The sequence below is a fragment of the Paenibacillus sp. Soil787 genome (genome assembly GCF_001429545.1).
Classification (GTDB): Bacteria; Bacillota; Bacilli; order Paenibacillales; family NBRC-103111; genus Paenibacillus_E.
This window is the reverse complement of record NZ_LMSP01000012.1, coordinates 122,842-143,212: the sequence shown is the minus strand read 5'-3', so window position 1 is coordinate 143,212 and position 20,371 is coordinate 122,842. Positions and strand designations below refer to the sequence as shown.

Annotated in this window: 19 protein-coding genes and 1 pseudogene; 13 read left to right on the top strand and 7 right to left on the bottom strand. The window is 43.2% G+C overall.

Annotation, left to right across the window (positions count from 1 at the left end; genetic code table 11):
- From ASG93_RS13155 to ASG93_RS13140, 4 genes are all read left to right on the top strand, one after another.
- Positions 1–843, top strand: a complete 843-nt coding sequence (locus ASG93_RS13155; RefSeq protein ID WP_056832597.1) for a helix-turn-helix transcriptional regulator — start codon at positions 1–3, stop codon at positions 841–843.
- Between the two features lie 303 nt (positions 844–1,146).
- Positions 1,147–2,202, top strand: a complete 1,056-nt coding sequence (locus tag ASG93_RS13150; protein ID WP_056832595.1) for a fatty acid desaturase — start codon at positions 1,147–1,149, stop codon at positions 2,200–2,202.
- A gap of 78 nt (positions 2,203–2,280) precedes the next feature.
- Positions 2,281–3,417 carry a sensor histidine kinase gene (locus ASG93_RS13145; protein ID WP_056832592.1) on the top strand — a complete coding sequence of 379 codons (1,137 nt, stop codon included), beginning with the start codon at positions 2,281–2,283 and terminating at the stop codon, positions 3,415–3,417.
- The gene (locus ASG93_RS13140; RefSeq protein ID WP_056832590.1) at positions 3,414–4,013 is read left to right on the top strand and encodes a response regulator transcription factor; all 600 of its coding nucleotides are present in this window, start codon (positions 3,414–3,416) and stop codon (positions 4,011–4,013) included. The genes ASG93_RS13145 and ASG93_RS13140 overlap by 4 nt, the downstream gene beginning before the upstream one ends.
- A gap of 823 nt (positions 4,014–4,836) precedes the next feature.
- Here ASG93_RS13140 and ASG93_RS13135 read toward each other — a convergent pair.
- Positions 4,837–5,217: a hypothetical protein gene (locus tag ASG93_RS13135; RefSeq protein WP_063891865.1), complete on the bottom strand. Its 381-nt coding sequence runs from the start codon at positions 5,215–5,217 to the stop codon at positions 4,837–4,839.
- Positions 5,218–5,370: 153 nt separating this feature from the next.
- Between ASG93_RS13135 and ASG93_RS13130 the strand changes: the two genes are divergently transcribed.
- The gene (locus ASG93_RS13130) at positions 5,371–5,712 is read left to right on the top strand and encodes a zinc ribbon domain-containing protein YjdM (RefSeq protein ID WP_056832586.1); all 342 of its coding nucleotides are present in this window, start codon (positions 5,371–5,373) and stop codon (positions 5,710–5,712) included.
- Between the two features lie 173 nt (positions 5,713–5,885).
- Positions 5,886–6,866, top strand: a complete 981-nt coding sequence (locus ASG93_RS13125; protein ID WP_056832584.1) for an aldo/keto reductase — start codon at positions 5,886–5,888, stop codon at positions 6,864–6,866.
- A 185-nt stretch (positions 6,867–7,051) separates the two neighbouring features.
- On the opposite strand, the gene ASG93_RS13120 is transcribed toward ASG93_RS13125, so the two are convergent.
- Positions 7,052–8,569 carry a response regulator gene (locus ASG93_RS13120; RefSeq protein WP_056832582.1) on the bottom strand — a complete coding sequence of 506 codons (1,518 nt, stop codon included), beginning with the start codon at positions 8,567–8,569 and terminating at the stop codon, positions 7,052–7,054.
- Complete coding sequence (locus ASG93_RS13115; protein ID WP_056832580.1) at positions 8,566–10,293, bottom strand: sensor histidine kinase; 1,728 nt, start codon at positions 10,291–10,293, stop codon at positions 8,566–8,568. Before ASG93_RS13115 ends, ASG93_RS13120 begins: the two co-directional genes overlap by 4 nt.
- Positions 10,294–10,476: 183 nt before the next feature.
- Between ASG93_RS13115 and ASG93_RS13110 the strand changes: the two genes are divergently transcribed.
- The 4 genes from ASG93_RS13110 (at position 10,477) to ASG93_RS13095 (ending at position 15,176) form a co-directional block, all read left to right on the top strand.
- Positions 10,477–11,382, top strand: coding sequence for an ABC transporter permease (locus tag ASG93_RS13110; RefSeq protein WP_056832577.1), 906 nt, complete (start codon positions 10,477–10,479; stop codon positions 11,380–11,382).
- A 12-nt stretch (positions 11,383–11,394) separates the two neighbouring features.
- On the top strand, positions 11,395–12,330 hold the full coding sequence (locus ASG93_RS13105; protein WP_056832575.1) for a carbohydrate ABC transporter permease: 936 nt from the start codon (positions 11,395–11,397) through the stop codon (positions 12,328–12,330).
- 96 nt (positions 12,331–12,426) lie between these two features.
- Entirely contained in the window at positions 12,427–14,133 is a 1,707-nt protein-coding gene (locus tag ASG93_RS13100; RefSeq protein ID WP_056832572.1) for an ABC transporter substrate-binding protein, read from the top strand.
- A 173-nt stretch (positions 14,134–14,306) separates the two neighbouring features.
- Complete coding sequence (locus tag ASG93_RS13095) at positions 14,307–15,176, top strand: phytanoyl-CoA dioxygenase family protein (protein ID WP_056832570.1); 870 nt, start codon at positions 14,307–14,309, stop codon at positions 15,174–15,176.
- A 467-nt stretch (positions 15,177–15,643) separates the two neighbouring features.
- On the opposite strand, the gene ASG93_RS13090 is transcribed toward ASG93_RS13095, so the two are convergent.
- Positions 15,644–16,033: a PaaI family thioesterase gene (locus ASG93_RS13090; RefSeq protein ID WP_056833444.1), complete on the bottom strand. Its 390-nt coding sequence runs from the start codon at positions 16,031–16,033 to the stop codon at positions 15,644–15,646.
- Positions 16,034–16,286: 253 nt separating this feature from the next.
- Positions 16,287–17,082: pseudogene (locus ASG93_RS13085) on the bottom strand (LLM class flavin-dependent oxidoreductase); the annotation flags it as partial.
- Between the two features lie 191 nt (positions 17,083–17,273).
- On the opposite strand from ASG93_RS13085, the gene ASG93_RS13080 reads away from it, so the two are divergent.
- Positions 17,274–17,648, top strand: coding sequence for a winged helix-turn-helix transcriptional regulator (locus ASG93_RS13080; RefSeq protein ID WP_056832568.1), 375 nt, complete (start codon positions 17,274–17,276; stop codon positions 17,646–17,648).
- Positions 17,649–17,705: 57 nt separating this feature from the next.
- Here ASG93_RS13080 and ASG93_RS13075 read toward each other — a convergent pair whose 3' ends face one another.
- Positions 17,706–18,776 carry an SDR family oxidoreductase gene (locus ASG93_RS13075; RefSeq protein WP_056832566.1) on the bottom strand — a complete coding sequence of 357 codons (1,071 nt, stop codon included), beginning with the start codon at positions 18,774–18,776 and terminating at the stop codon, positions 17,706–17,708.
- A 519-nt stretch (positions 18,777–19,295) separates the two neighbouring features.
- Here ASG93_RS13075 and ASG93_RS13070 point away from each other — a divergent pair.
- Together ASG93_RS13070 and ASG93_RS13065 are read left to right on the top strand one after the other, a co-directional pair.
- A complete protein-coding gene (locus ASG93_RS13070) occupies positions 19,296–19,547 on the top strand; it encodes an AbrB/MazE/SpoVT family DNA-binding domain-containing protein (RefSeq protein ID WP_056832564.1) in 252 nt (83 codons plus the stop codon).
- A complete protein-coding gene (locus ASG93_RS13065) occupies positions 19,541–19,981 on the top strand; it encodes a type II toxin-antitoxin system VapC family toxin (protein WP_056832562.1) in 441 nt (146 codons plus the stop codon). The genes ASG93_RS13070 and ASG93_RS13065 overlap by 7 nt, the downstream gene beginning before the upstream one ends.
- Before the next feature lie 111 nt (positions 19,982–20,092).
- Here the strand turns inward: ASG93_RS13065 and ASG93_RS35080 are convergent, their stop codons facing one another.
- Positions 20,093–20,245 carry a hypothetical protein gene (locus ASG93_RS35080; protein WP_156410889.1) on the bottom strand — a complete coding sequence of 51 codons (153 nt, stop codon included), beginning with the start codon at positions 20,243–20,245 and terminating at the stop codon, positions 20,093–20,095.
- Between the last annotated feature and the right edge of the window lie 126 nt (positions 20,246–20,371).

Sequence of the window (20,371 nt, the reverse complement as noted above, 5' to 3'; positions counted from 1 at the left end):
GTGGATACAAAAGAACGGTTACAGGCGCTGTCCGAGTTTTTAACGACTCATCGTGCTAGAATTCAGCCCAATGAGGCTGGGGTGCTTGGCGGGAGCCGCAGACGAACCCCTGGCTTACGCAGAGAAGAAGTGGCGACAATTGCTGGTGTCAGCACGACCTGGTATACCTGGTTAGAGCAGGGAAGAGATATCAAAATGTCCGTGCAAGTACTGGACCGTATCGCGTTTGCTTTGCAGCTTAATGAGGATGAGCGCCAGTATCTCTTCATGCTGGCTCTCGAGCAGCCGGCACCGACCACATTTGTAGATAAAATGCCTACGGTCAGTCCAGCGTTAACCAGAATTCTGACAGAGCTCCACGATTGCCCCACGATTATTTCGGACCGCCGCTGCAATATTGTTGGATGGAATCAAGCAGCCGCGGCTATATTCCTAGATTTTGCGATGATCCCTGAAGAGCAAAGAAACATGATATGGCTGCTTTTTACACGGAAAGAATTGAAAGCTCTGGCTGTCAACTGGCATGATTTTGTAAGGGGATTCTTAGCGATGTTTCGATCTTATTATGGGCAATATGTGGGTGATAACTGGTACAGTGAATTTATTGAGCAGATGAGTAAGCAGAGTCAGGATTTTAGAACTTTTTGGAACCAAAGTGATGTGAGTTCTGCACCTGAAGTCTTCATTGAATTCAGGCATGCCAAAGTGGGGAAGATGCTGTTCGATTTGACAACGCTTCAAGTACAAGGACGTACCGATCTGAGATGCAGTGTGTATACACCTTCTCCTGGTTCGGATACCGATTCGAAAGTCAGACTTTTGATGAGTAAATTAGAAGATTAGGAAGGGTGCCTAAAGCTGATACAAGAGCGCCCGCATTGAGAAGGCCTTAGAGAAGTTATCGGCGGGTCAACGTCTAAAGTAAGGATGTCTTAAGTTCATCAAATCGATGTGAAAAGTGCTGCTATTTCCTAATTTACGGAGTAGCGGCACTTTTTTTGATGTTTGGACATGACATTTGTCATACCCGCTACTTGACGTTTATGACTACAACGGAATGAAAGCGATCTCTATAATGAAGATAGGTAATTGTGACTTACGTTCGACAACATGACCCGCTTACCATACCCGAGGAGGAACTATCCAATGACTCAATCAACACTATCCAATTTAAAAAAACAGGTTGCCCCTTATGAAAAATCGAATACGAAGGCGAGTGTTAAACAGCTGCTCAACACCTTAGGCCCCTTATTACTGCTGTGGTACGCTGCATATCTAAGCCTTTCCGTATCTTATTGGATAACGTTGCCGATTACGTTCATTGCTTCCGGGTTCGTTATACGTACTTTTATCATTTTCCATGATTGTTGTCACCAATCGTTCTTCAAAAGCCGTCGAGCTAACGATATCATCGGTACGATCACGGGTATTCTGACACTCTTTCCTTATCAACAATGGAAGAACAGTCATTCTATACATCATGCAACGAGCAGTAACCTTGAGAAACGCGGCACAGGTGATATGTGGGTTCTTACAGTCGATGAATACGCGGCTTCTCCATTATTAAGCAAAATTGCCTATCGATTATATCGGAATCCTTTGGTTATGTTTGGACTTGGCCCCATCTTTTTATTCCTAGTTACGAACCGATTTAATACAAAAGGTGCGAAGCGTAAGGAAAGAATCAGTACTTACTTGACTAATGTTTCGATTATCGTTTTATATTCATTTATGTGCTTTGCAATTGGATGGCAATCATTTGTTATGATCCAAGCTCCGCTCCTTTTCGTAGCCGGCTTGCTGGGGATTTGGCTGTTCTATGTACAGCATCAGTTTGAGGATTCCTACTTTGAGAACGAAGATGAGTGGAGTTATGTGAAAGCCGCGGTAGATGGAAGCTCTTATTACAAGCTGCCCAAGCTTTTACAATGGATAACCGGAAATATTGGGTTTCATCATGTGCATCATTTGAGTCCGAAAGTGCCAAATTATAACTTAGAGAAGGCACATAATGCAACACCTCCGCTGCAAAAAGCAACGACGATTACAATTAGCACGAGTCTGCAATCATTACGTTTTCGTCTTTGGGACGAGCAGAACAAAAAGTTTGTTGGTTATAAAAACAAAAAACAGGTGCTCTCTAACCCTGATAAGCAAGATTCTTTGGGGAACAACATAAAAGTCCGTAGATCGGTCATATAAGGAAAATAATCCTGTCCATTCATGTTTATGTTAAAATAGAATGAAATCAATGGCGAAGAAAAAGAGGGTTAAGGGACCATGCAAAAATGGCATCAAATTTTTCACAAAAAAACAGGTCTTAGTCCATATGTATGGGTTGTCTTTTATATTCTCCCTTTTTATTTCATTTTTCGTTCTTCTGCCACTTACCAAATCGTATTAGGCACAAGCATGATTATTGTATTCTTTATTTGCTACGTGCTTTCTTTTGTCTCTAAAGGCTGGCTCATGTACTTCTGGTCGAGTGTACAAATTCTGATTTCAATTACCATGACCTTACTGTTTAGCTATGTATATTTCTCGCTGTTTTTAGCTTTTTTTATAGGCAATATTCAAAATCGAGCCGGATTTATTACGTTATACACCATTCATCTATTAAGCACAATTGTAACGATCAACTATGGATTTGTATCCCAAAACCCTGTATATATTACGCAGCTGCCGTTCGTCATTATTAACGTGATTGGTGTTATTCTCCTTCCAGTTACCACGTACAACCGAAACAGGAGTGATAAGCTGCAGGGACAGCTAGAGGATGCAAATAAGCGTATTTCTGAGCTGGTTAAGCTGGAAGAACGCCAAAGAATCGCCCGCGACCTACACGATACACTTGGTCAGAAGCTCTCATTAATTGGCTTAAAGAGTGATTTGGCAGGGAAATTAATTAGCAAAAACCCATCTCAAGCACAAATTGAAATCAATGATGTTCGGCAGACGGCTAGAAGTGCATTGAAGGAAGTTCGAGAAATGGTTACATCCATGCGGGGTACTAGACTCGAGGATGAAATGTTTCGCGTTAAGCAGATTTTGAAGGCTGCTGAGATCGACCTCATTTTGGAAGGGGATCCTCAGTTAACGAACACCTCCCTGATGAACGAGAATGTGGTGAGTATGTGCTTAAAGGAAGCCATTACTAATATTATAAAACATAGCAGCGCTTCTACCTGTTCGATTTCCATTGAACCATCACAAACTGATTTGGTTATCAAAGTAGGGGACAATGGTGTCGGCATGGCTAAGGAATCTGTTGTTTTACTTGGAAATGGACTGCGCGGCATGAAAGAACGGCTTGAGTTTGTCAATGGATGCATGGAAATTGTATCAAACCGTGGAACGACGATCGTAATCAAAGTGCCGAATGTCTTCAAACCACCGGAAAGGGAGGCGGGGATATGATTCGAATTGTAATTGCCGAGGACCAACGAATGCTGCTTGGCGCACTTGCTTCCTTGCTGGATTTGGAAGAGGATATGCAGGTCGTTGGTACAGCAAGCAATGGCGAGGATGCAGTGAGACTGGTTCATCTTCATATGCCAGATATTTGTATCATGGATATTGAAATGCCGGTCAAGAGCGGACTGGACGCGGCTGAGGAACTTAAGGGATTTGGCTGCAAGGTGATGATACTGACTACGTTTGCTCGTTCCGGATATTTTGAAAGGGCTGTGAAGGCAGGAGCCAACGGTTATTTGTTGAAAGATAGCCCGAGTGAGGAACTCGCAACTTCGATTCGCAGTATCATGGCTGGCCGCCGCATCTATGCCTCAGAGTTAGTAGATGACGCATACGGGGAAGAAAATCCTTTGACCGAGCGGGAGAAGGAAGTGCTGATCCTTATCGCCGACGGTAAAAATACGAAGGAAATCGCCGATCAGATGTATATAACAACGGGAACCGTCCGTAACTACATTTCTGTAATCCTTGATAAACTCAACGTAAGTAATCGAATTGAGGCTATTATGCGTTTTAAAGAAAAGGGTTGGTTCAAGTAGCACATACAGCTAAAGAGGGGCTGTCTCAAAAGTGTTCGCACGATTAAGAACGTCCCAAATAGTATACATATGAACCTCCAATTCCACTAATTAAGTGGGAGATGGAGGTTTTTTACATTATGAAATTTGACTCTTAGTGGGTGCTCGATAATCATAAATTAGTCGTGTACGAAGATCTATGACTGATTCTGGTCCATCATCGACGTCAAGATCGGGGTTGAAATGCTGTAGATGTTTCGATAGTTAACATGAGTTATGTAGTATCTCTGGATTTAATTGGATATAAGCTAAAATACGATCAATATCATTGGAGAAAATCCAATAGATTACTTGTTCAGACATGAGATATCGTATTTTCAGGATAATTTCCAATGGATCAAGGGTATTTCCAGAAATTCACTTCAACTGCATAGGTCATATAGTTAAAAGTAAAATAACATGAAAAAAAACGACGACTGACCAATCGACATACAGCTGTTAAGTAAGGAATGGGTGCGAATTCAACTTCAGATTCATCTTTCCCGGCTAAAGGACTGGAGTGACGTTAATCCCCGAAAAAGAGTGAATTTGAAAATCTAACGGACTCGGCAGCCCTTAATCTACTTCAAATTATGAAAATAAGATAGATTGAAACCGAATAACGGCGTTGAAGTCCGTAAGTTCGGAATCATCGCTCCAAATAGGCATTTAACGGCATCCAGGTCCGTTAAATGTATTTTCCAGTGGTTTCATTAGCTGTGTGTGTTAATTGGTCCGTCCTAGAAAAAAAAGCAGCTGCTGCCGCAGCTTGCTCGTTTTTGTTTTTTTAGCTAAAATAGTGAAACTATTTTATTCTTATTAAACTTCGTTGAAGCACCGTATCCCCTTCTTGTGGCGTAAAAGGTGCATTCGTAACACCAGTTACGTTCGTTACTAACTTGCGATCCTTATGCTGTGTAATGCGAACCTCATACTTAAACTTTACCTTTGACACGTCTGCAAACAAGAAAACCGATTTACCCCCTGCAACTGTTACCGTACATTTATTTCTGTTGCAAGGACTTACCTTCAAGGGAATCGGTGAACCCGTGGACCAGTCAAACACTTGTACCGTTACCCTGCAGGAGCACTTTTTATTGAAGTTAACGACATCGACAAGGGCAAACTTCGTTTTATTTGGCCTCCGCAGAATACCAGTTGAGAATGTCACTCGCTTTGCAATCATCCTATCACTTCTCCTTCCTTCATTAATACAGTAAATGCAAAAGCGGCAAGTGTGTTTGTACATTTGTACGACAAGAAGGAAGGAAGAAGGGTTGTTAATTTGAGCAGACTATGGCAGTATATAAGCATATAACGAATGGGGGAAATGAGATTAATGCTAGAATTACCAAATTGCCCAAAATGTCAATCCGCGTACACTTACGAAGATGGGAGTCTATTGATTTGCCCAGAATGTGCGCATGAGTGGACGTTAGAATTGGAAACGGAAGATCGTGCCGATAACAAAATTGTTAAAGATGCCAATGGAAATGTCTTAAACGACGGCGATACGGTAACAGTAATTAAAGACCTCAAAGTAAAAGGAAGTTCATCCGTCATAAAAATAGGCACAAAAGTTAAAAATATACGTCTGGTTGATGGAGACCATGATATTGATTGCAAAATTGATGATTTCGGAGCTATGAAATTAAAATCTGAATTTGTTAAAAAGGTTTAAGCTTGAATGTCGCGCTAGTCGCGGCTTTTTTTGTTTTTCGGGCTATTTTTTATCAAAATAGTACTTACTTCTAGGTAAGTAGATTACCCAAAACCAACTATGTTAAGGAAAAGTGCGTACTTTTGAAGCCGCCCAGATTCAGGTATGATAATGTTGAAATGGAGGCGATAAAGATGAAATATACTTACTTAGGTCGTTCGGGCTTAAAAGTCAGTAAATTGTGCCTTGGAACGATGAACTTCGGTGTAGATACAGAGGAAAAAGAAGCTTTTCGAATCATGGATGCTGCATTGGATGCTGGAATCAACTTTTTCGATACGGCAAATATTTATGGTTGGGGAGAGAATGCTGGGCGTACGGAGGAAATTATTGGTCGCTGGTTCGCACAAGGCGGCGGACGGAGAGAGAAAACAATCCTAGCTACGAAGTTCTATGGAGATATGCATGATGTGAATGACGGACCTAACCGGGAAGGCGGACTTTCCGCTTACAAGCTTCGTCGTCACTTGGACGCGTCGTTACACCGCCTACAAACGGATCATATTGAGCTTTATCAGATGCACCATGTGGATCGGAATGTATCTTGGGATGAGCTTTGGGAAGCTTTTCAAGTCCCGGTGTACCAAGGGAAGATCGGCTATGTTGGCTCTAGTAACTTTGCAGGCCGTGATTTGGTTAAAGCGCAATATGAAGCCAAAGCTCGTCATCTAATTGGTCTCGTCTCTGAGCAGCACAAATACAGCTTGCTATGCAGGCTGCCTGAACTAGAAGTACTGCCAGCGGCTCAAGAACTTGGAATTGGCGTAATCGCATGGAGCCCGCTAGATGGAGGACTGTTAGGCGGCAATGCTTTGAAGCCGATTGAGGGATCTAAACGTGCGAGTAACCCTGAAAGGGTAGAGAAGTTTCGTGCACAGCTGGAGGCTTTCTCGTCGTTAAGCAAGGAACTTGGTGAGAGTGAAGCGAATGTGGCATTGGCATGGACACTTGTTCACCCGGCAATGACAGCACCGATTATTGGGCCGCGTACGTTAGAACAATTTCAAAATACATTGCGTGTTGTTGATATTGTTCTAGACGAATCAACGCTGCAGAAACTAGATGAAATCTTCCCAGGTCCAGGGGGGGCAGCTCCTCAGGCATATGCTTGGTAAAATGTTTAAGAAAAAAGCCGCTCTAGTAGCGGCTTTTTTACCACATAAGAAAGTATAAGTTTTCGGATCACGAAAACCGCTTTCTTATTGGCGATAAAACTTACCTCTAAACGCGGTCGCTCATCTTTGAATGGCCTCGATAGAGGTTTTCTCATAATTCGAAGGGATGAAGTTTCGGAAATTCATCACGAAGATATTCCAAGCCGGTATTGCCCCGGAGTGACATTTTCAAATTTTTTGAACACTTTGAAAAAGTGCCGCGGATTTTCGTAACCAACAAGCTCCGCAATGGTGTTGATCGGCCATTCCGGATTCTCCTGCATGATCTGCTTGGCTTTCGCAAGTCGGAACGTATGCAAGTAGTGGAGGAAGGTTAGTCCCATCTCTTTACGAAACAACATACTGATATAATTGGGATGCATTTGCACATGATCCGCAACGGCATCGAGCGATAAATCCAGCTTGTAATTTTGTTCCACGAAAGCGACGATTTTATCGATTGCCTGTGTGTTAGGCTGGTGGCGATCGGTGCTGCGTGCATAGCGAATTAGCTGAGCGATGATCTCTGATACACTAATATTCTCATGCGGGGTGTGGCCGGGCGAAAATAGTTTGATTGCCCCATGTTCACCCCAAATGGTTTCTGGCGTTAGACCAACACTCTGCAAGTAGACGCCAACACAGATAAGAAACTTCTCACGCAGCTTGTTATTGCAATCGGCATGGCCTGAGAAATGAGGCAGTATGGACTGGATGTCCTTTTCTATCTGCTCGATCGTAATCTGCTGGACAAGCGAATGCTCAATATATTGCACAAGATGATCATAGTCATTATGAAGGTTCTCCGACTCGGGTCTGTGTATCGTCAAATTGGAGTTGGAAAAGTACCGATTGAATAACATCGCAGCCATCGCTTCAATATACAGTTCTCGCAAATTATCGTTATCGTTCTTCCTCACACTGACCCCAATGCAATATCCGCTGCCCAGTATCCTCCTTGTATCGAACAACTCGCCACATGCACGCTGAAAATCTTCGTCTGTCGGTACATGCACACCGTTCGCAATGAGGACAGTTTGCCGTAAGAAACGGGACTGGACGGTGTAAGTTTTCTTGCAAACGTGCGCCAGAAGGGCACAAATACGTTCCAGACGTTCGGCTGTCAAAAGGGGAACACTCTCGTAGGCTTGGAATACGATGATCGTCGTATACGGATCAGGAAGTAGGGTATGCAGCTGCTCAGGCCTCAGCGGCATGTCCTCCAATGGCGTGTTGTAAAGGATATGCTCTTTGAGCAGCAGTAAGTCATGCTGGGTGGTCATTTGCTGTTCCTCCCGAATCGTTTGCTCAACTTTCGAGAGTACAGTAAGCAGTTCTTCCTTATTAATCGGCTTCAACAAATAATCGATGACTTGATAGCGCAGAGCTTGTCTAGCATAGGCGAAATCGCCATAACCGGTTAAAATTACGAAACGGCTGCAAAGGTTCAGAGCTTGTACTTCTTTAATAAGTGCGAGTCCGTCCATTTCCGGCATATGAATATCCGTAAGGATCAAATCGGGCTGAAAATAGGCGAGCTTCTGCAAGGCATCAATGCCGTCGGCAGCGCCGACGATTTCGATAAACGATGTGTTCGCTTTCTGGATCATGCGGATAATTCCGTTTAAAATGATTGGCTCATCATCGACAACCATCAGCTTCATTGTGCTGCCCCCTTAGCTAACTTGAGTAAACAAGTAGTCCCCACGTTAAGCTTACTCTCCAATTGAATGCCCGAACTTTCACCAAAAAACATTTTTACACGTTCGTTGACATTGAAAATACCGAGACCCCCTCCATCCGTCTGCAAATGTTGGACATCCATTTTACCGTTTAAGACGCCTTGGATGAGCACAAGCCTTTCTTGCTCAATACCTGCACCAGAATCCTCAACGGCAATGAACATACACTCGGAATTTTCCCAAATGCGGATCGAAAGCGTGCCTTGTTTTCTTACATTTGCGATCCCGTGAACAATGCTGTTTTCAATAATCGGCTGCAGCATGTAGTGGGGGCAATGAAAATTATCGATATCAGCGTCAATATCGAAAGATACTTGCAGCCGGTCAGCCAGTCGAATTTGCTGGATTTTGATATAATCTTGAACATTTTCAACTTCTTCTTTCAGCAAAGTCTCTCTTTTCGTTCCCGATAGGCTGTAGCGAAATAGTTTGCCAAGTGTATAGGACATCTCAGCTGCTTCTGGGTCATCGTTCGTTTCGGCGATCATGCGAATTGATTCAAGGGTATTGTACAGGAAATGAGGCTTGATTTGGGCCTGCATCATGAGATAGGCTGATTCCTTCCGCAGCATTTCCGAGCGGTGTACGGTATTTACCAGCTCATCCATGCGCCTGATCATCGCATTATAAGCGGTGGTCAAATGCCCGACCTCATCCTTATTAATTTCCCCGTGATAGAGTGGGAAATGATTTTCATCAACCTGACGCATATGTTTGGAAAGCTTCAAAATGCGCTTCGTAATGGAACTGGCGATCAGATAGTAAATGCCGGAAAGTAGTAATAAAAGGATGGACACCGTTAATACGAGTACGTACTTATTTTTTTTGATGCCAATAAAGACGTCGTCAACTTGCTCAATCATGACAAACTGCAGCTTAAGGTTTTCGGCAAAAAACGATTCAATGAGCATTTTATTTCCGTTCACTTGTTGATACGAGTATTTTGCTTTCGATTGGAAAACATCGGCAAATAGGGCCTGTTCGGAATCCTGAGACAAGGGGATTTTTTCCACAAGAGAAATGACTTGGTGATCCTGATCGAGAACATATAAATTGCTTCTGTTGTTCAAATTTAATGATTCTAACAAAGGCTTAATCAATTTTGAAGTTACTTTAATATCGAGGAGACCGATATCCTGCTCAAAATTCCGGTTTCCGATTTTATGGACAAAATGTAGATTGATGTCTGGATTCGACCCGTTGTTTAATGTAATCCATTTTCCAACACCGAGCGGAAGTTTCTTGATGCTATCATCTAATTTGGACTCGTCCATCTTGGCCATTTCGGGCCGAAAAATCATACCGTTCTGCTGCTCCATATAGATGGTCATGCTGTCGATCAGTCGATTGGATGATAGAATATAAGAAAATAAGGGTCTAATGTAGGTCAAAAAATTGGATACTTGATCGAAATCGGTCCGATAATTCCCGCTTAAATAAGCAATGGTATTCGAATTATTTTGAAACAGCTGATAGGCGGATTCGATCTGCACCGTGCTCACATTTAAGTTGTTAAGTACCTGATTAACAATTTTCTGCCTGCCTTGCGCATACTCTTCGAGAAAACTGTTGTAGTTCTGGTTATACAGAAACAGGCCGGACGAAATAATCGGAATGAAGATGATGACGATATAGCCAATCGCCATTTTTTTCACTATGGATAAGTTTTGAAAGTTAATCGTTGGCTTCGCTATGACTCATTTCACCACCTTATGAACGGACACTACTGCTTAAGAATGATCACTATAAATTTAATTCTAGCTCCTATATCATAGATCCTGTAAGCGCTTAATAATAACTTTAACGTAAATGTAGTGAGGGGGAGTATCATGAGTATAGCACTTAGAATGGTAAAGAAAAACTGGCAACTCTATCTGATTATCTTGCCGTCACTCGTGTATTTGATAATTTTTAAATACGTACCTATGGCAGGCGTGCAGATCGCTTTCAAAAATTATATGGTGACCAAAGGGATATGGGGAAGCGATTGGATTGGTTTTAAGCACTTTTTAGACTTTTTCCATCTGCCTATTTTTTGGAGGGTTATCAAGAACACGTCGCTGCTTAGCCTTTACTCGCTTCTTATCGGGTTTCCGGCGCCGATTATACTTGCTCTAGCATTGAATGAATTGAGAAATGGGATTTTTAAGCGGGCTGTACAGCTGGTCACATTCGCGCCGTATTTCATTTCAACGGTCATCATGGTTTCGATTATTATGCTTTTCCTTTCGCCGCAGCTTGGCTTCGTCCATCTCTTGGCAGATAAGTTCGGATTTCCAGCTGAAAATATCATGTCAAAGCCGGAGTATTTCAAAACCGTGTATGTACTTTCCGACGTTTGGCAATTCACAGGATACGCCTCGGTCATTTACATTGCCGCTCTTGCAGGGGTAGACCCGCATTTGTATGAGGCGGCTAAGGTGGATGGTGCATCCCGTTTTCAACGGATGATTCATATCGATTTGCCGAGCCTAATGCCGACTGCCGTCATCTTGCTCATTTTGAATGCAGGGCAAATCATGAATGTTGGCTTCGAGAAGGTGTACTTGATGCAAAATGCGATTAATGTTGGGACGTCTGAGGTTATTTCCACTTATGTTTACAAAATGGGCTTGGTCGGAGCGAATTTCAGTTTCTCCGCTGCAGTCGGACTGTTTAATTCAATCGTAAATTTGCTGCTGCTCATTATAGTCAACTATGTGGCAAGAAAAAATTCGGAGACGAGTTTGTGGTAGGAGGAAGAAAAAATGGTAAATCCCGATCAGACTTTGACGCTAGAAGTGCGAAAGGCACCTACCCGCATTCTTGAAAACAGTGTGGACAGAATTTATTTGTTCTTTGTCTATTTGTTTTTGATCCTATGCTTGATTATCGTAGCTTATCCGCTCATCTACATTGTTAGTTCATCATTCAGCTCGTCATCAGCGGTCATTTCAGGCAAGGTTTGGCTGTTCCCGGTTGAACCTACACTTCGTGGCTATCAAGCCGTATTTCAAAATCCGCAGATCTTGACGGGGTACGGTAACTCTTTGTTCTATCTCTTCTTTGGGACCCTGCTTAGCGTTTCGTTAACGATAACGGCTGCTTATCCGCTTTCCCGAAAAAACTTTTATGGACGCAACGTCATTACGGCACTATTCGTTTTTACGATGCTGTTCAGTGGGGGATTAATTCCTTATTATTTGACCGTCAAGGGAATGGGCTTGCTCGATACGAGATGGGCGATGATTATTCCAGGCGCGATTTCGGTATGGCAGGTCATTCTGGCGAGGACGTTTTTCCAGACGTCAATTCCTTCAGAATTAACGGAAGCCGCACATTTGGATGGATGCAGCGACTTTAAGTTTTTATTTCGAATCGTGATCCCGCTTTCCAAACCTATCATCGCTGTTCTAGTGCTCATGTACGCCATTGGCTATTGGAATTCCTATTTTGAAGCGTTAATTTTCTTGAAATCGGCTAAGCTGTATCCGCTGCAGCTCATTTTAAGGAACATTCTGATTCTGAACTCGATTGATCCTACGATGATTAAAGATGTGAGAGAACTTGCGGAAAGGCAAGGATTGAAGGAGCTGCTTAAATATTCGCTAATCGTCGTCGCAAGCGCACCTGTTCTTATTTTGTATCCATTTGTACAAAGACATTTTGTGAAGGGGTTATTGATTGGTTCTCTGAAAGGTTGAGTGTAGTTGCTATTGAAAGGAGGAATGCGAGGCAAGATCTGCTCAGGTTTGCCCCAGAGGCTTAATTGGCTATTAAAAACAAGGAGGGTTTGGAATATGGTAAGTAGAAGAACCAGAAAAACATGGTTATTGGTGGTCCTGATTTTATTCATCACTTCGCTTGTAATCGGATGTACTTCCAAAGGTGATGAGCCGAAGGATAGCGCAAGCCCTAATGGGGGAGGAAGTGCGGCCGGGGGAGCGAACGTTAATGCAACAGGCTTTCCTATCGCCAAAAATAAAATTACGATGAGTGCTTTCGCGCCGCAATCGGCTAATATCGCAGATTTGAATACAAATTGGTTTACCAAGTATTTGGAAGATAAGACGAATGTTCATTTGAACTGGCAGCTTGTACCGGGAGAATCAGCGGCGTTGAATGAGAAAAAGCAGCTGTTGCTCGCCAGCGGCGACTATCCCGATATTTTCATGCAAGGGAATCTAACAAAAGAAGAGCAGCTGCTGTACGGTCAACAAGGCGTATTGATCCCGTTAAACAAGTTAATCGATCAATACGCACCGAACATTAAGAAAGCGTTTAAAGACATTTCGTATTTGGAGAAGGCGATCACAGCACCAGATGGCAATATTTATGCGATCCCTTCCGTAAATGAATGCTATCACTGCCAGTTCTCAGCCAAAATGTGGGTGAACACAAAATGGTTGCAAAAGCTCGGTCTTAGCGCACCGAAGACGACTGACGATTTCTATAACATGTTGAAAGCTTTTAAAGAAAAAGATCCGAATGGAAACGGTAAGGCTGATGAAATTGCGTTCACGGGTTCTCCGACTGGTTGGCACACGGATGTTGAGACGTTCGTGATGAACGCGTTCGTCTATTACAATGCGGATAACAACTATTTCACGATGAACGGCGGCAAACTGGCAACATCGGTCGACCAACCAGGCTTCAAAAAAGGTCTGCAATTTTTGAACAAACTGTATGCGGAAGGCTTGATTGATAAGGAAGCATTTACACAAAAATCGGATGCGCTTACCCAAAAAGGGAATAGTCCTGATGCGGCGATTGCCGGTGCTATTCCAGCAGGCTGGTTCGGTGAATTCACGGATGCATCACCGGCAGCAACACGACACAAAGATTATGATCCGATCGCGCCGCTTACAGGACCTGACGGGGCCTCATTCACAGCACACTACATCGGTATCGGGAACTCGGTGTTTGCAATAACGAATAAAAATAAAAGTCCGGAAGCGGCCATTCGTATAGCCGATTATCTGTACTCAGAAGAGGGGACGACAATGTCCAACTCTGGGGAAGAAGGACGCAACTGGGTGAAGGCGGATTCGAACGATAAAAATACGCGTGGAACCGCAGCTAAGTTCAAGGTGAAAGAAACGTCTTACGGGGTAGGACAGGTGCAGAACGACCATTGGAATCAAATGGGACCGAACCTTCGTTCGGCTGAATATCGCGAAACTGCTTATGCAGCCAGTCAGGAAATCTATACAATGGATGGCTTGGAAACTCGCTTGTACAAGGCCACCAAGGAATTATACGAAGGACATCAACCGAAAGAAGAATTCCCGACAGATATTTTCTTGACTAGCGATCAAGCCAATCAAGTTAAGCAATTGAAGCCGATCATTACAGATTACGTCAAACAGTCCATGCTGCAGTTTATCATGGGGGCTAAAAGCATTGACAAAGACTGGGATGCTTACTTGAAAGGCCTTAAAGATTCCGGCATGGATCAATTCATCAAAATCTATCAGGATGCCTATGACAAAGTTTATAAAAAATAAGTGATTGCTTCTGCTAGTGCGAATTAGTAAATAACCTTCAATCCTATAGTAGGGTTGAAGGTTCTTTAACCATTGAGCATTGATGAAATCAATGTTAGTACGATATAACAAATACGAAATTCTATGATCATATTATTATCACGTATTTAAGTAACTAATGGAAGGTGATAGAGATGGAGGAAGAAAATAATAGCGGCGGATATTTAACTAAACAACAAATTGAATTTTATAATGAGGAAGGTTACATCGTACTTGATCGTTTATTATCAAATGAGGAACTAGCGCCAGCTCAAGAAGCGATGACCTACAAGGTTTCAATGATTGCCGATGAATTATTTCGTGACGGACTTATTGAAGACAAATTAGTTGACCGCCCGTTTAAATATCGACTTGCGGAACTTTTTGAACATTTAACCGCAGATGAATTTCTGAAATATGGACGAAGTTGGCGCGAGCGGATACCTGGTTATTTTCATTTAATGAGCAACGTTAAAATTCTTAATGCCGTTGAATCTTTGATTGGCGGTGAGCTTTTTTCGAATCCGGTTTATAATGTTAGGCCGAAGATTCCGAAGGTTGCCGCTGGAGCTGTGCCATGGCATCAAGATAAATCATACTGGCCGGATGCTAATTCCAATCCTGTTATTACAGTGTGGATCCCTTTAGTCGACGCTAACGAAGTGAATGGCTGTTTGCATATTAAACCGAAGACACACCGAAAGCCTCTATTGAAATGGCATCAGGAATCTGAAAGTGGAACCGGCTACACGGCATTGAAGGAAAGTCAATTAGGGAACACCAAATCTGTTGTGTTGCCCGTCTCCGCTGGCAGCGCAATATTATTCAACGACCGTTGTCTCCATATGTCAACGCCGAATCTGTCTGATGAAGTAAGGTGGAGTGTGGATTTACGCTACCAGCCGACAGACCAAGATCCCATGATAGCGCATGGAGCAGGATTCTTGGCTAGAAGCTGCAAATATCCAGAGCGAGTTGCGACTCTTGAAGATTGGTTAGAGGGACGTCCTGAGCATGGCATGTAAGTGTGGATGACTTCTCATAACCTACGTATGAAAAGGGGTTGAGCCAAGAGGGTTATAGACAAGGGGGATCTACCTTGAAGATGATTACACTTATCCATGAGGACCTCCGCTAATAGAGGGTTGTCCTTTTTGGTTAGAGTTGTTCTTAAAGGAACGATAAGCCATTAAAGTGGAAGAAATGAGTTGAAAATTAAATTAGGGGAACGAGGGTTCGCTATTTTGGCATTTTTGAGGAAAATAACCAACTTGCGGAACGTGAGGGCTTTATTTGATGAAATATGTGCTATTCGAAGCTGAAAACAAACGAATTAGTGTCTCTACGTTCCTCGTTTGCTGGAATTAGAGCATATTTCACGTAAAAAGCGTACATACGTTCCCATTAGCGAAGAGAAGGATGCATAGATACATGAAAAAGCTGCCCCTAATATCACTTTTGGGGCAGCTGCTCCATTTTTATTGAAGCATAATCATTTTTTGTCAATGATAGCGACCGTACAGCGAGAAATACATATGAGCTGATTATTCTCATCGGAAATTTTAATTTCCCAAACCATTGTTTTCCTGCCTTTGTGCAAAGGAGTTGCAACAGCTGTTACGATCCCATCTCTCTTACTTTTGAGGTGATTGGCATTAATTTCAAGTCCTACAGCTGCATGTTTATCTTTATTGATATTAATTTCAGAAGCGATAGAGGCGGCAGTCTCAGCTAATAGGACAGAAGCCCCTCCATGTAAAATCCCCGCTGGTTGGTGAGTTGCCGGTCCAACTGGCATCGTCATCACAACGCGATCAGGAGTTAGCTCTACAATTTCAATACCTAGCGTTCGGATAGCGGTGTTCTGACTTCTTTCTTTCATAAACGCAATAAAGGAATCTTTATCCATGCCGTAGGACTGATAAATTTCTTCGGATACGATCATAACCATAACCTCCCTAGGGTTTAGAAAATAGTACGAATCCTTCCGTCAGCAACCAAACAACTTCGGAACAACTTCATACAAATCAGAACGATAGTAGAAATATGAATTGTATAATATTTTATGTCCAACGGCACAAACATAGGCTCATAATCTCGGCTGGAAGTGAGGGAGGGGCTCTTCACAGCTCATCTTATTTCTTTTCCTCGACTCGGGCAAGCTCATGTCGTACAATTGGCGCTACTCTAGATCCGAGCAATTCGATAGACCGCATGACCTCACGATGCGGCATTGTGCCGACATTTACATGCAGGAAGAAACGAGTTATCCCCAAGTTTTTACGGAGGAGAATGATCTTTTCTGCGACGTATTCGGGATCGCCGACATAAAGAGCACCCGGAATACTGCGTGCTGCATCAAAAGTACTGCGGTTGTAATTATGCCCCCAACCCCGTTCACGCCCGATAACGTTCATTTGGGCCTGTGTTGACGGGAAGAATAAATTGGCAGCTTGCTCAGTCGTTTCTCCGACAAATCCGTGCGAGTGCGTTGCAATTGACAGCTTGTCATGATCGTGCCCAGCTTTCATGGCAGCCTCTTTGTAGAGTGCGACTAAGGGAGCAAAACTCTCGGGCATTCCGCCTATAATGGCGAATACAATCGGTAGACCCAGCATTCCTGCCCGAACAGCGGATTGTGCATTCCCGCCGCTTGCGATCCACACCGGAAGTGGACTCTGAACGGACCGAGGATAGACACCGAGGTTCTGGATGGCGGGACGATGCCCGCCGCGCCAAGTTACCTTTTCGGAAGATCTGATCGCAAGCAGCAGTTCCAGCTTTTCATCGAACAATTCGTCATAATGATCCAGACTATATCCGAAAAGCGGAAAGGACTCAATGAACGAACCCCGGCCCGCTAATTTCGGCTCGGCCGTTAGAGATGCCGTCGAGGGTGGAGAATGCTTGATACACGCGAACCGGATCGTCTTAGTGTCATATCGGCCATCTTGTTTTCGCCTCCTTCATTATCTATATTAACTCATTTATTTATGGTTTCTTAAATATAGTAAGAGAATTGAGGGGGTAATGAAGACATTAGAACGATAATAAAATACACAGGGCTTGCACGTATGAGCTCAAGACGGTATCGTAAAGATCAGGGAGGCGATGCGAATCCTATGCTGGATCCGGGGAAAACGTATAATACGGCTGTGGAAGTAACGCTCGAAGTGATCGGAGGCAAGTGGAAGCCAGTCATTTTGTTCCATCTCACGTTCGGAAAGAAACGTAACGGTGAGCTGATAAGCTTGATGCCAACGGTTACACAAAAAGTGCTAACCCAGCAGCTGCGAGAACTCGAGGAGGATGGGGTTGTTACCCGAATTTCATATAACCAGGTACCGCCAAAAGTCGAGTATGAGCTGACCGAGTATGGCTGGAGTTTGAAGGAACTTCTTCATATCATGTGCAGATGGGGAGATAGGCATGTTGAGCGAGTGTTCGGTGATAATGTCAAGATCTTAGAAAAGGTACCAGGCGTGAATGAATCATGATCAGTAATAAGACAGAAACCGGTCTCTGGATTTCAGAGGCCGGTTTTTTATGTTTAGTCATGGAATAACTTTGCGTTGTCGTAAATCTTCAAATATGCTTAGGAACATTGATTCTGTATCAATGAACTCGTGAAAGCCGAAACGTCGTGCTTTCGTGCCGTCAGCAAAAAAGTCATAATCCCAAGAAAACACAAAGTCACCGAACCGCCAGGAGGAAACGTCACTATAGCTGTTATTCACCAACCCATGATTCTTCACCATCGAGTTCCATAACGGCTCCTTGTCAGCCATGACTACATCCAAGGACATCTGCAGAGGAGGTGCTGTCTCTAGCCCGAAATACGTGGCAATATTTGGCCAAAGCTCGTTCCACCGGAAGAGATCTCCGTTCGTGATGTTGAACGCCTGATTCGCGCAGCGTTCATCTGTCGCTGCCCAGACAGTAGCCTTAGCCAACAATCCAGCGTCTGTCATTTCCAGCAGGCTGTTGTAAGCACCCGGCTTACCAGGAAAACGGAGCGGCAACCCGAGTTCCTTCGATATGGAAGCATAGATTGCGATAACCATCGCAAGATTCATTGGATTACCCAGAGCGAATCCACAAACGACGGAAGGGCGAAGGGCAGACCAGGTCCAGCTGCGCCCTTGCTGCCGATGTTCGAGGAATTGCTGTTGGTCGACATTAAACTCTGGCGGCATGTGATAGGCGTCAGTTTCCCGGGCTGGTGTCTTGAAGGGACCGAGGTGCGCGCCATATACTTTGTAGCCCTGCATGAGACTGATATGCTGGAGGCTTGGAGAGATTGGCTCAATCGCATTGACGATGTTGACGAGCATGGCTAAGTTTGGGGGGACCAATTCGGCCCAGGTAGGACGTTCTTGATAAGCAGCATAGAAGATATGGGTGACTTCCGTAAGACTTCCTAGTTTCTCATGGATATCATTTTCATTAAGCAGATCGACAGCTATATATCGGACTCGGTTGTTGGACTCCCCGCCTCGTCGTGATACACCAATGATATCCCAGTCTTGGAGCTGCTCCAAATAGCCGATAAGATTACTTCCAATAACACCATTAGCTCCGACAACAAGTGCGGTTTTGCGTGGCGTGGCTTCGTTTGTATTCATAAAATATCCTCTCCTACTCCGTGGTGGTTTCATGTTCATTGTGCACTTTGGAGTATGGAATGAAAAGTACGCACTTTGATGTCATATAGTTACTTTGAAGTCATAAAGGCAGTGGAGAACAGCCAATATCTTATTTAATTTGGTAAGAAATCGAAGAGTATAAGTGTACTCGTAACTCGAAATAGTGATTTAACAATAAAAAAAGCTGGATTAGGCGAACCCTAATCTAGCTTTTTTTCTTATTCGGTCCCGCGCGCCAATGCCGATTAAGCGCGGAAACCGAGCTTAATCGGGCGCCGCCAAACAAATAGGCGTGGAAACTGCGTTCAGCGAGAGCTCGGGGAGCCGAGGCTCAGTGCTGGCGCGGGTTTGCGCAATTTCCCCAATCACACACAACCCAATTGTGTGTGATTGTCATTTCCTTATTATGGGTTGCGATAAAAAACGTTTTTGTTAGACAAATTGTAATTTTGTGTGATATATTTATTTATAAAAGAAAATTATAAGGAGATAATTTAAATGGAGCATGTTATTAAATCTGAAAGTGAAATACGCACAAGATATCAGATAACAATACCAGAAGATATAAGAACGAGGGCAAAACTAAATATTGGCGATTCATTACTATGGCAGTACGATGAGTTGCGACAAGAAATTATTGTTATGCCGAAACCAAAATCTTTCTCAAACAAATTATGGGGACTTGGCAAAAATATATGGGAAAAAGAATCGGTTGATGATTACATTCGCAAGGAGCGTGACGAATGGTAGCATCTAACTTTTATGCAGGTGTTCAGAAAATAGCGTTAGACACCAACATGTTCATATATGTTTTTGAGCAGCATCCCGATTTTGGTGAGAAAGCCAAAGCAATTTTAGAAGAAGTTGAAAATGGGGTGATTTCGGCAGTAGCCTCTGCGGTTTCCCTAACAGAAATTTTGGTCAAACCCATTCGAGAGGGTAACTTGAATCTGGAAAAGCAATATAAACTTCTTTTCACTCATTTTCCGAACCTCAGTATTATACCTATTGATAATTCCATAGCGGAACGAGCTGCGTACTTACGTGGGATATATGGCTTAAAAACTCCGGATGCATTAATTGTAGCTAGTGCGATCGCTGCTGGCGCTGAATTATTTATAACCAATGATTTACGATTGGAACAAGTGAGAGAAATAAAATGTGTGTCTCTTGGACAGGTATAGATTGTAAGTTGGCACTTGTGGGTAATACCAGCGTCGTGACAGGATACGACTCATTTGAACAAGAAATTTCCTGTCATCTAAAAAAAACCGCCATCTTAGGCGGTTAACGAATTAAGGTTCATCGATATATTCTTCTTCGTTTGGGATGCTGTTCAAAAGGTTTTTATCTATTTTTTTCTGATCTTGCTCGGTGTCGGTGTCGCAGTTAACGATACACTTCATTATTTCTTCGGAATTGTCTTGAATATTTGTGTACTCAACCATGTTTGAACCTCCTTTCATTGAATTAGAGTTTCCAAGATATAGACATTTATTCGAGTAGGGATTTGACGAATTGATTTTAGAGTAGATCTGCTGCTTTGGTGAAGGGTTTTGGGTATAATCATTATT

Excerpts from the sequence above, each read along its gene's own strand:
- ASG93_RS13150 (WP_056832595.1), top strand. The coding sequence starts at position 1,147 with ATGACTCAATCAACACTATCCAATTTAAAAAAACAGGTTGCCCCTTAT.
- ASG93_RS13145 (WP_056832592.1), top strand. The coding sequence starts at position 2,281 with ATGCAAAAATGGCATCAAATTTTTCACAAAAAAACAGGTCTTAGTCCA.
- ASG93_RS13140 (WP_056832590.1), top strand. The coding sequence starts at position 3,414 with ATGATTCGAATTGTAATTGCCGAGGACCAACGAATGCTGCTTGGCGCA.
- ASG93_RS13135 (WP_063891865.1), bottom strand. The coding sequence starts at position 5,217 with ATGATTGCAAAGCGAGTGACATTCTCAACTGGTATTCTGCGGAGGCCA.
- ASG93_RS13130 (WP_056832586.1), top strand. The coding sequence starts at position 5,371 with ATGCTAGAATTACCAAATTGCCCAAAATGTCAATCCGCGTACACTTAC.
- ASG93_RS13125 (WP_056832584.1), top strand. The coding sequence starts at position 5,886 with ATGAAATATACTTACTTAGGTCGTTCGGGCTTAAAAGTCAGTAAATTG.
- ASG93_RS13120 (WP_056832582.1), bottom strand. The coding sequence starts at position 8,569 with ATGAAGCTGATGGTTGTCGATGATGAGCCAATCATTTTAAACGGAATT.
- ASG93_RS13115 (WP_056832580.1), bottom strand. The coding sequence starts at position 10,293 with ATGGCGATTGGCTATATCGTCATCATCTTCATTCCGATTATTTCGTCC.
- ASG93_RS13110 (WP_056832577.1), top strand. The coding sequence starts at position 10,477 with ATGAGTATAGCACTTAGAATGGTAAAGAAAAACTGGCAACTCTATCTG.
- ASG93_RS13105 (WP_056832575.1), top strand. The coding sequence starts at position 11,395 with ATGGTAAATCCCGATCAGACTTTGACGCTAGAAGTGCGAAAGGCACCT.
- ASG93_RS13100 (WP_056832572.1), top strand. The coding sequence starts at position 12,427 with ATGGTAAGTAGAAGAACCAGAAAAACATGGTTATTGGTGGTCCTGATT.
- ASG93_RS13095 (WP_056832570.1), top strand. The coding sequence starts at position 14,307 with ATGGAGGAAGAAAATAATAGCGGCGGATATTTAACTAAACAACAAATT.
- ASG93_RS13090 (WP_056833444.1), bottom strand. The coding sequence starts at position 16,033 with ATGAAAGAAAGAAGTCAGAACACCGCTATCCGAACGCTAGGTATTGAA.
- ASG93_RS13080 (WP_056832568.1), top strand. The coding sequence starts at position 17,274 with ATGCTGGATCCGGGGAAAACGTATAATACGGCTGTGGAAGTAACGCTC.
- ASG93_RS13075 (WP_056832566.1), bottom strand. The coding sequence starts at position 18,776 with ATGAATACAAACGAAGCCACGCCACGCAAAACCGCACTTGTTGTCGGA.
- ASG93_RS13070 (WP_056832564.1), top strand. The coding sequence starts at position 19,296 with ATGGAGCATGTTATTAAATCTGAAAGTGAAATACGCACAAGATATCAG.
- ASG93_RS13065 (WP_056832562.1), top strand. The coding sequence starts at position 19,541 with ATGGTAGCATCTAACTTTTATGCAGGTGTTCAGAAAATAGCGTTAGAC.
- ASG93_RS35080 (WP_156410889.1), bottom strand. The coding sequence starts at position 20,245 with ATGGTTGAGTACACAAATATTCAAGACAATTCCGAAGAAATAATGAAG.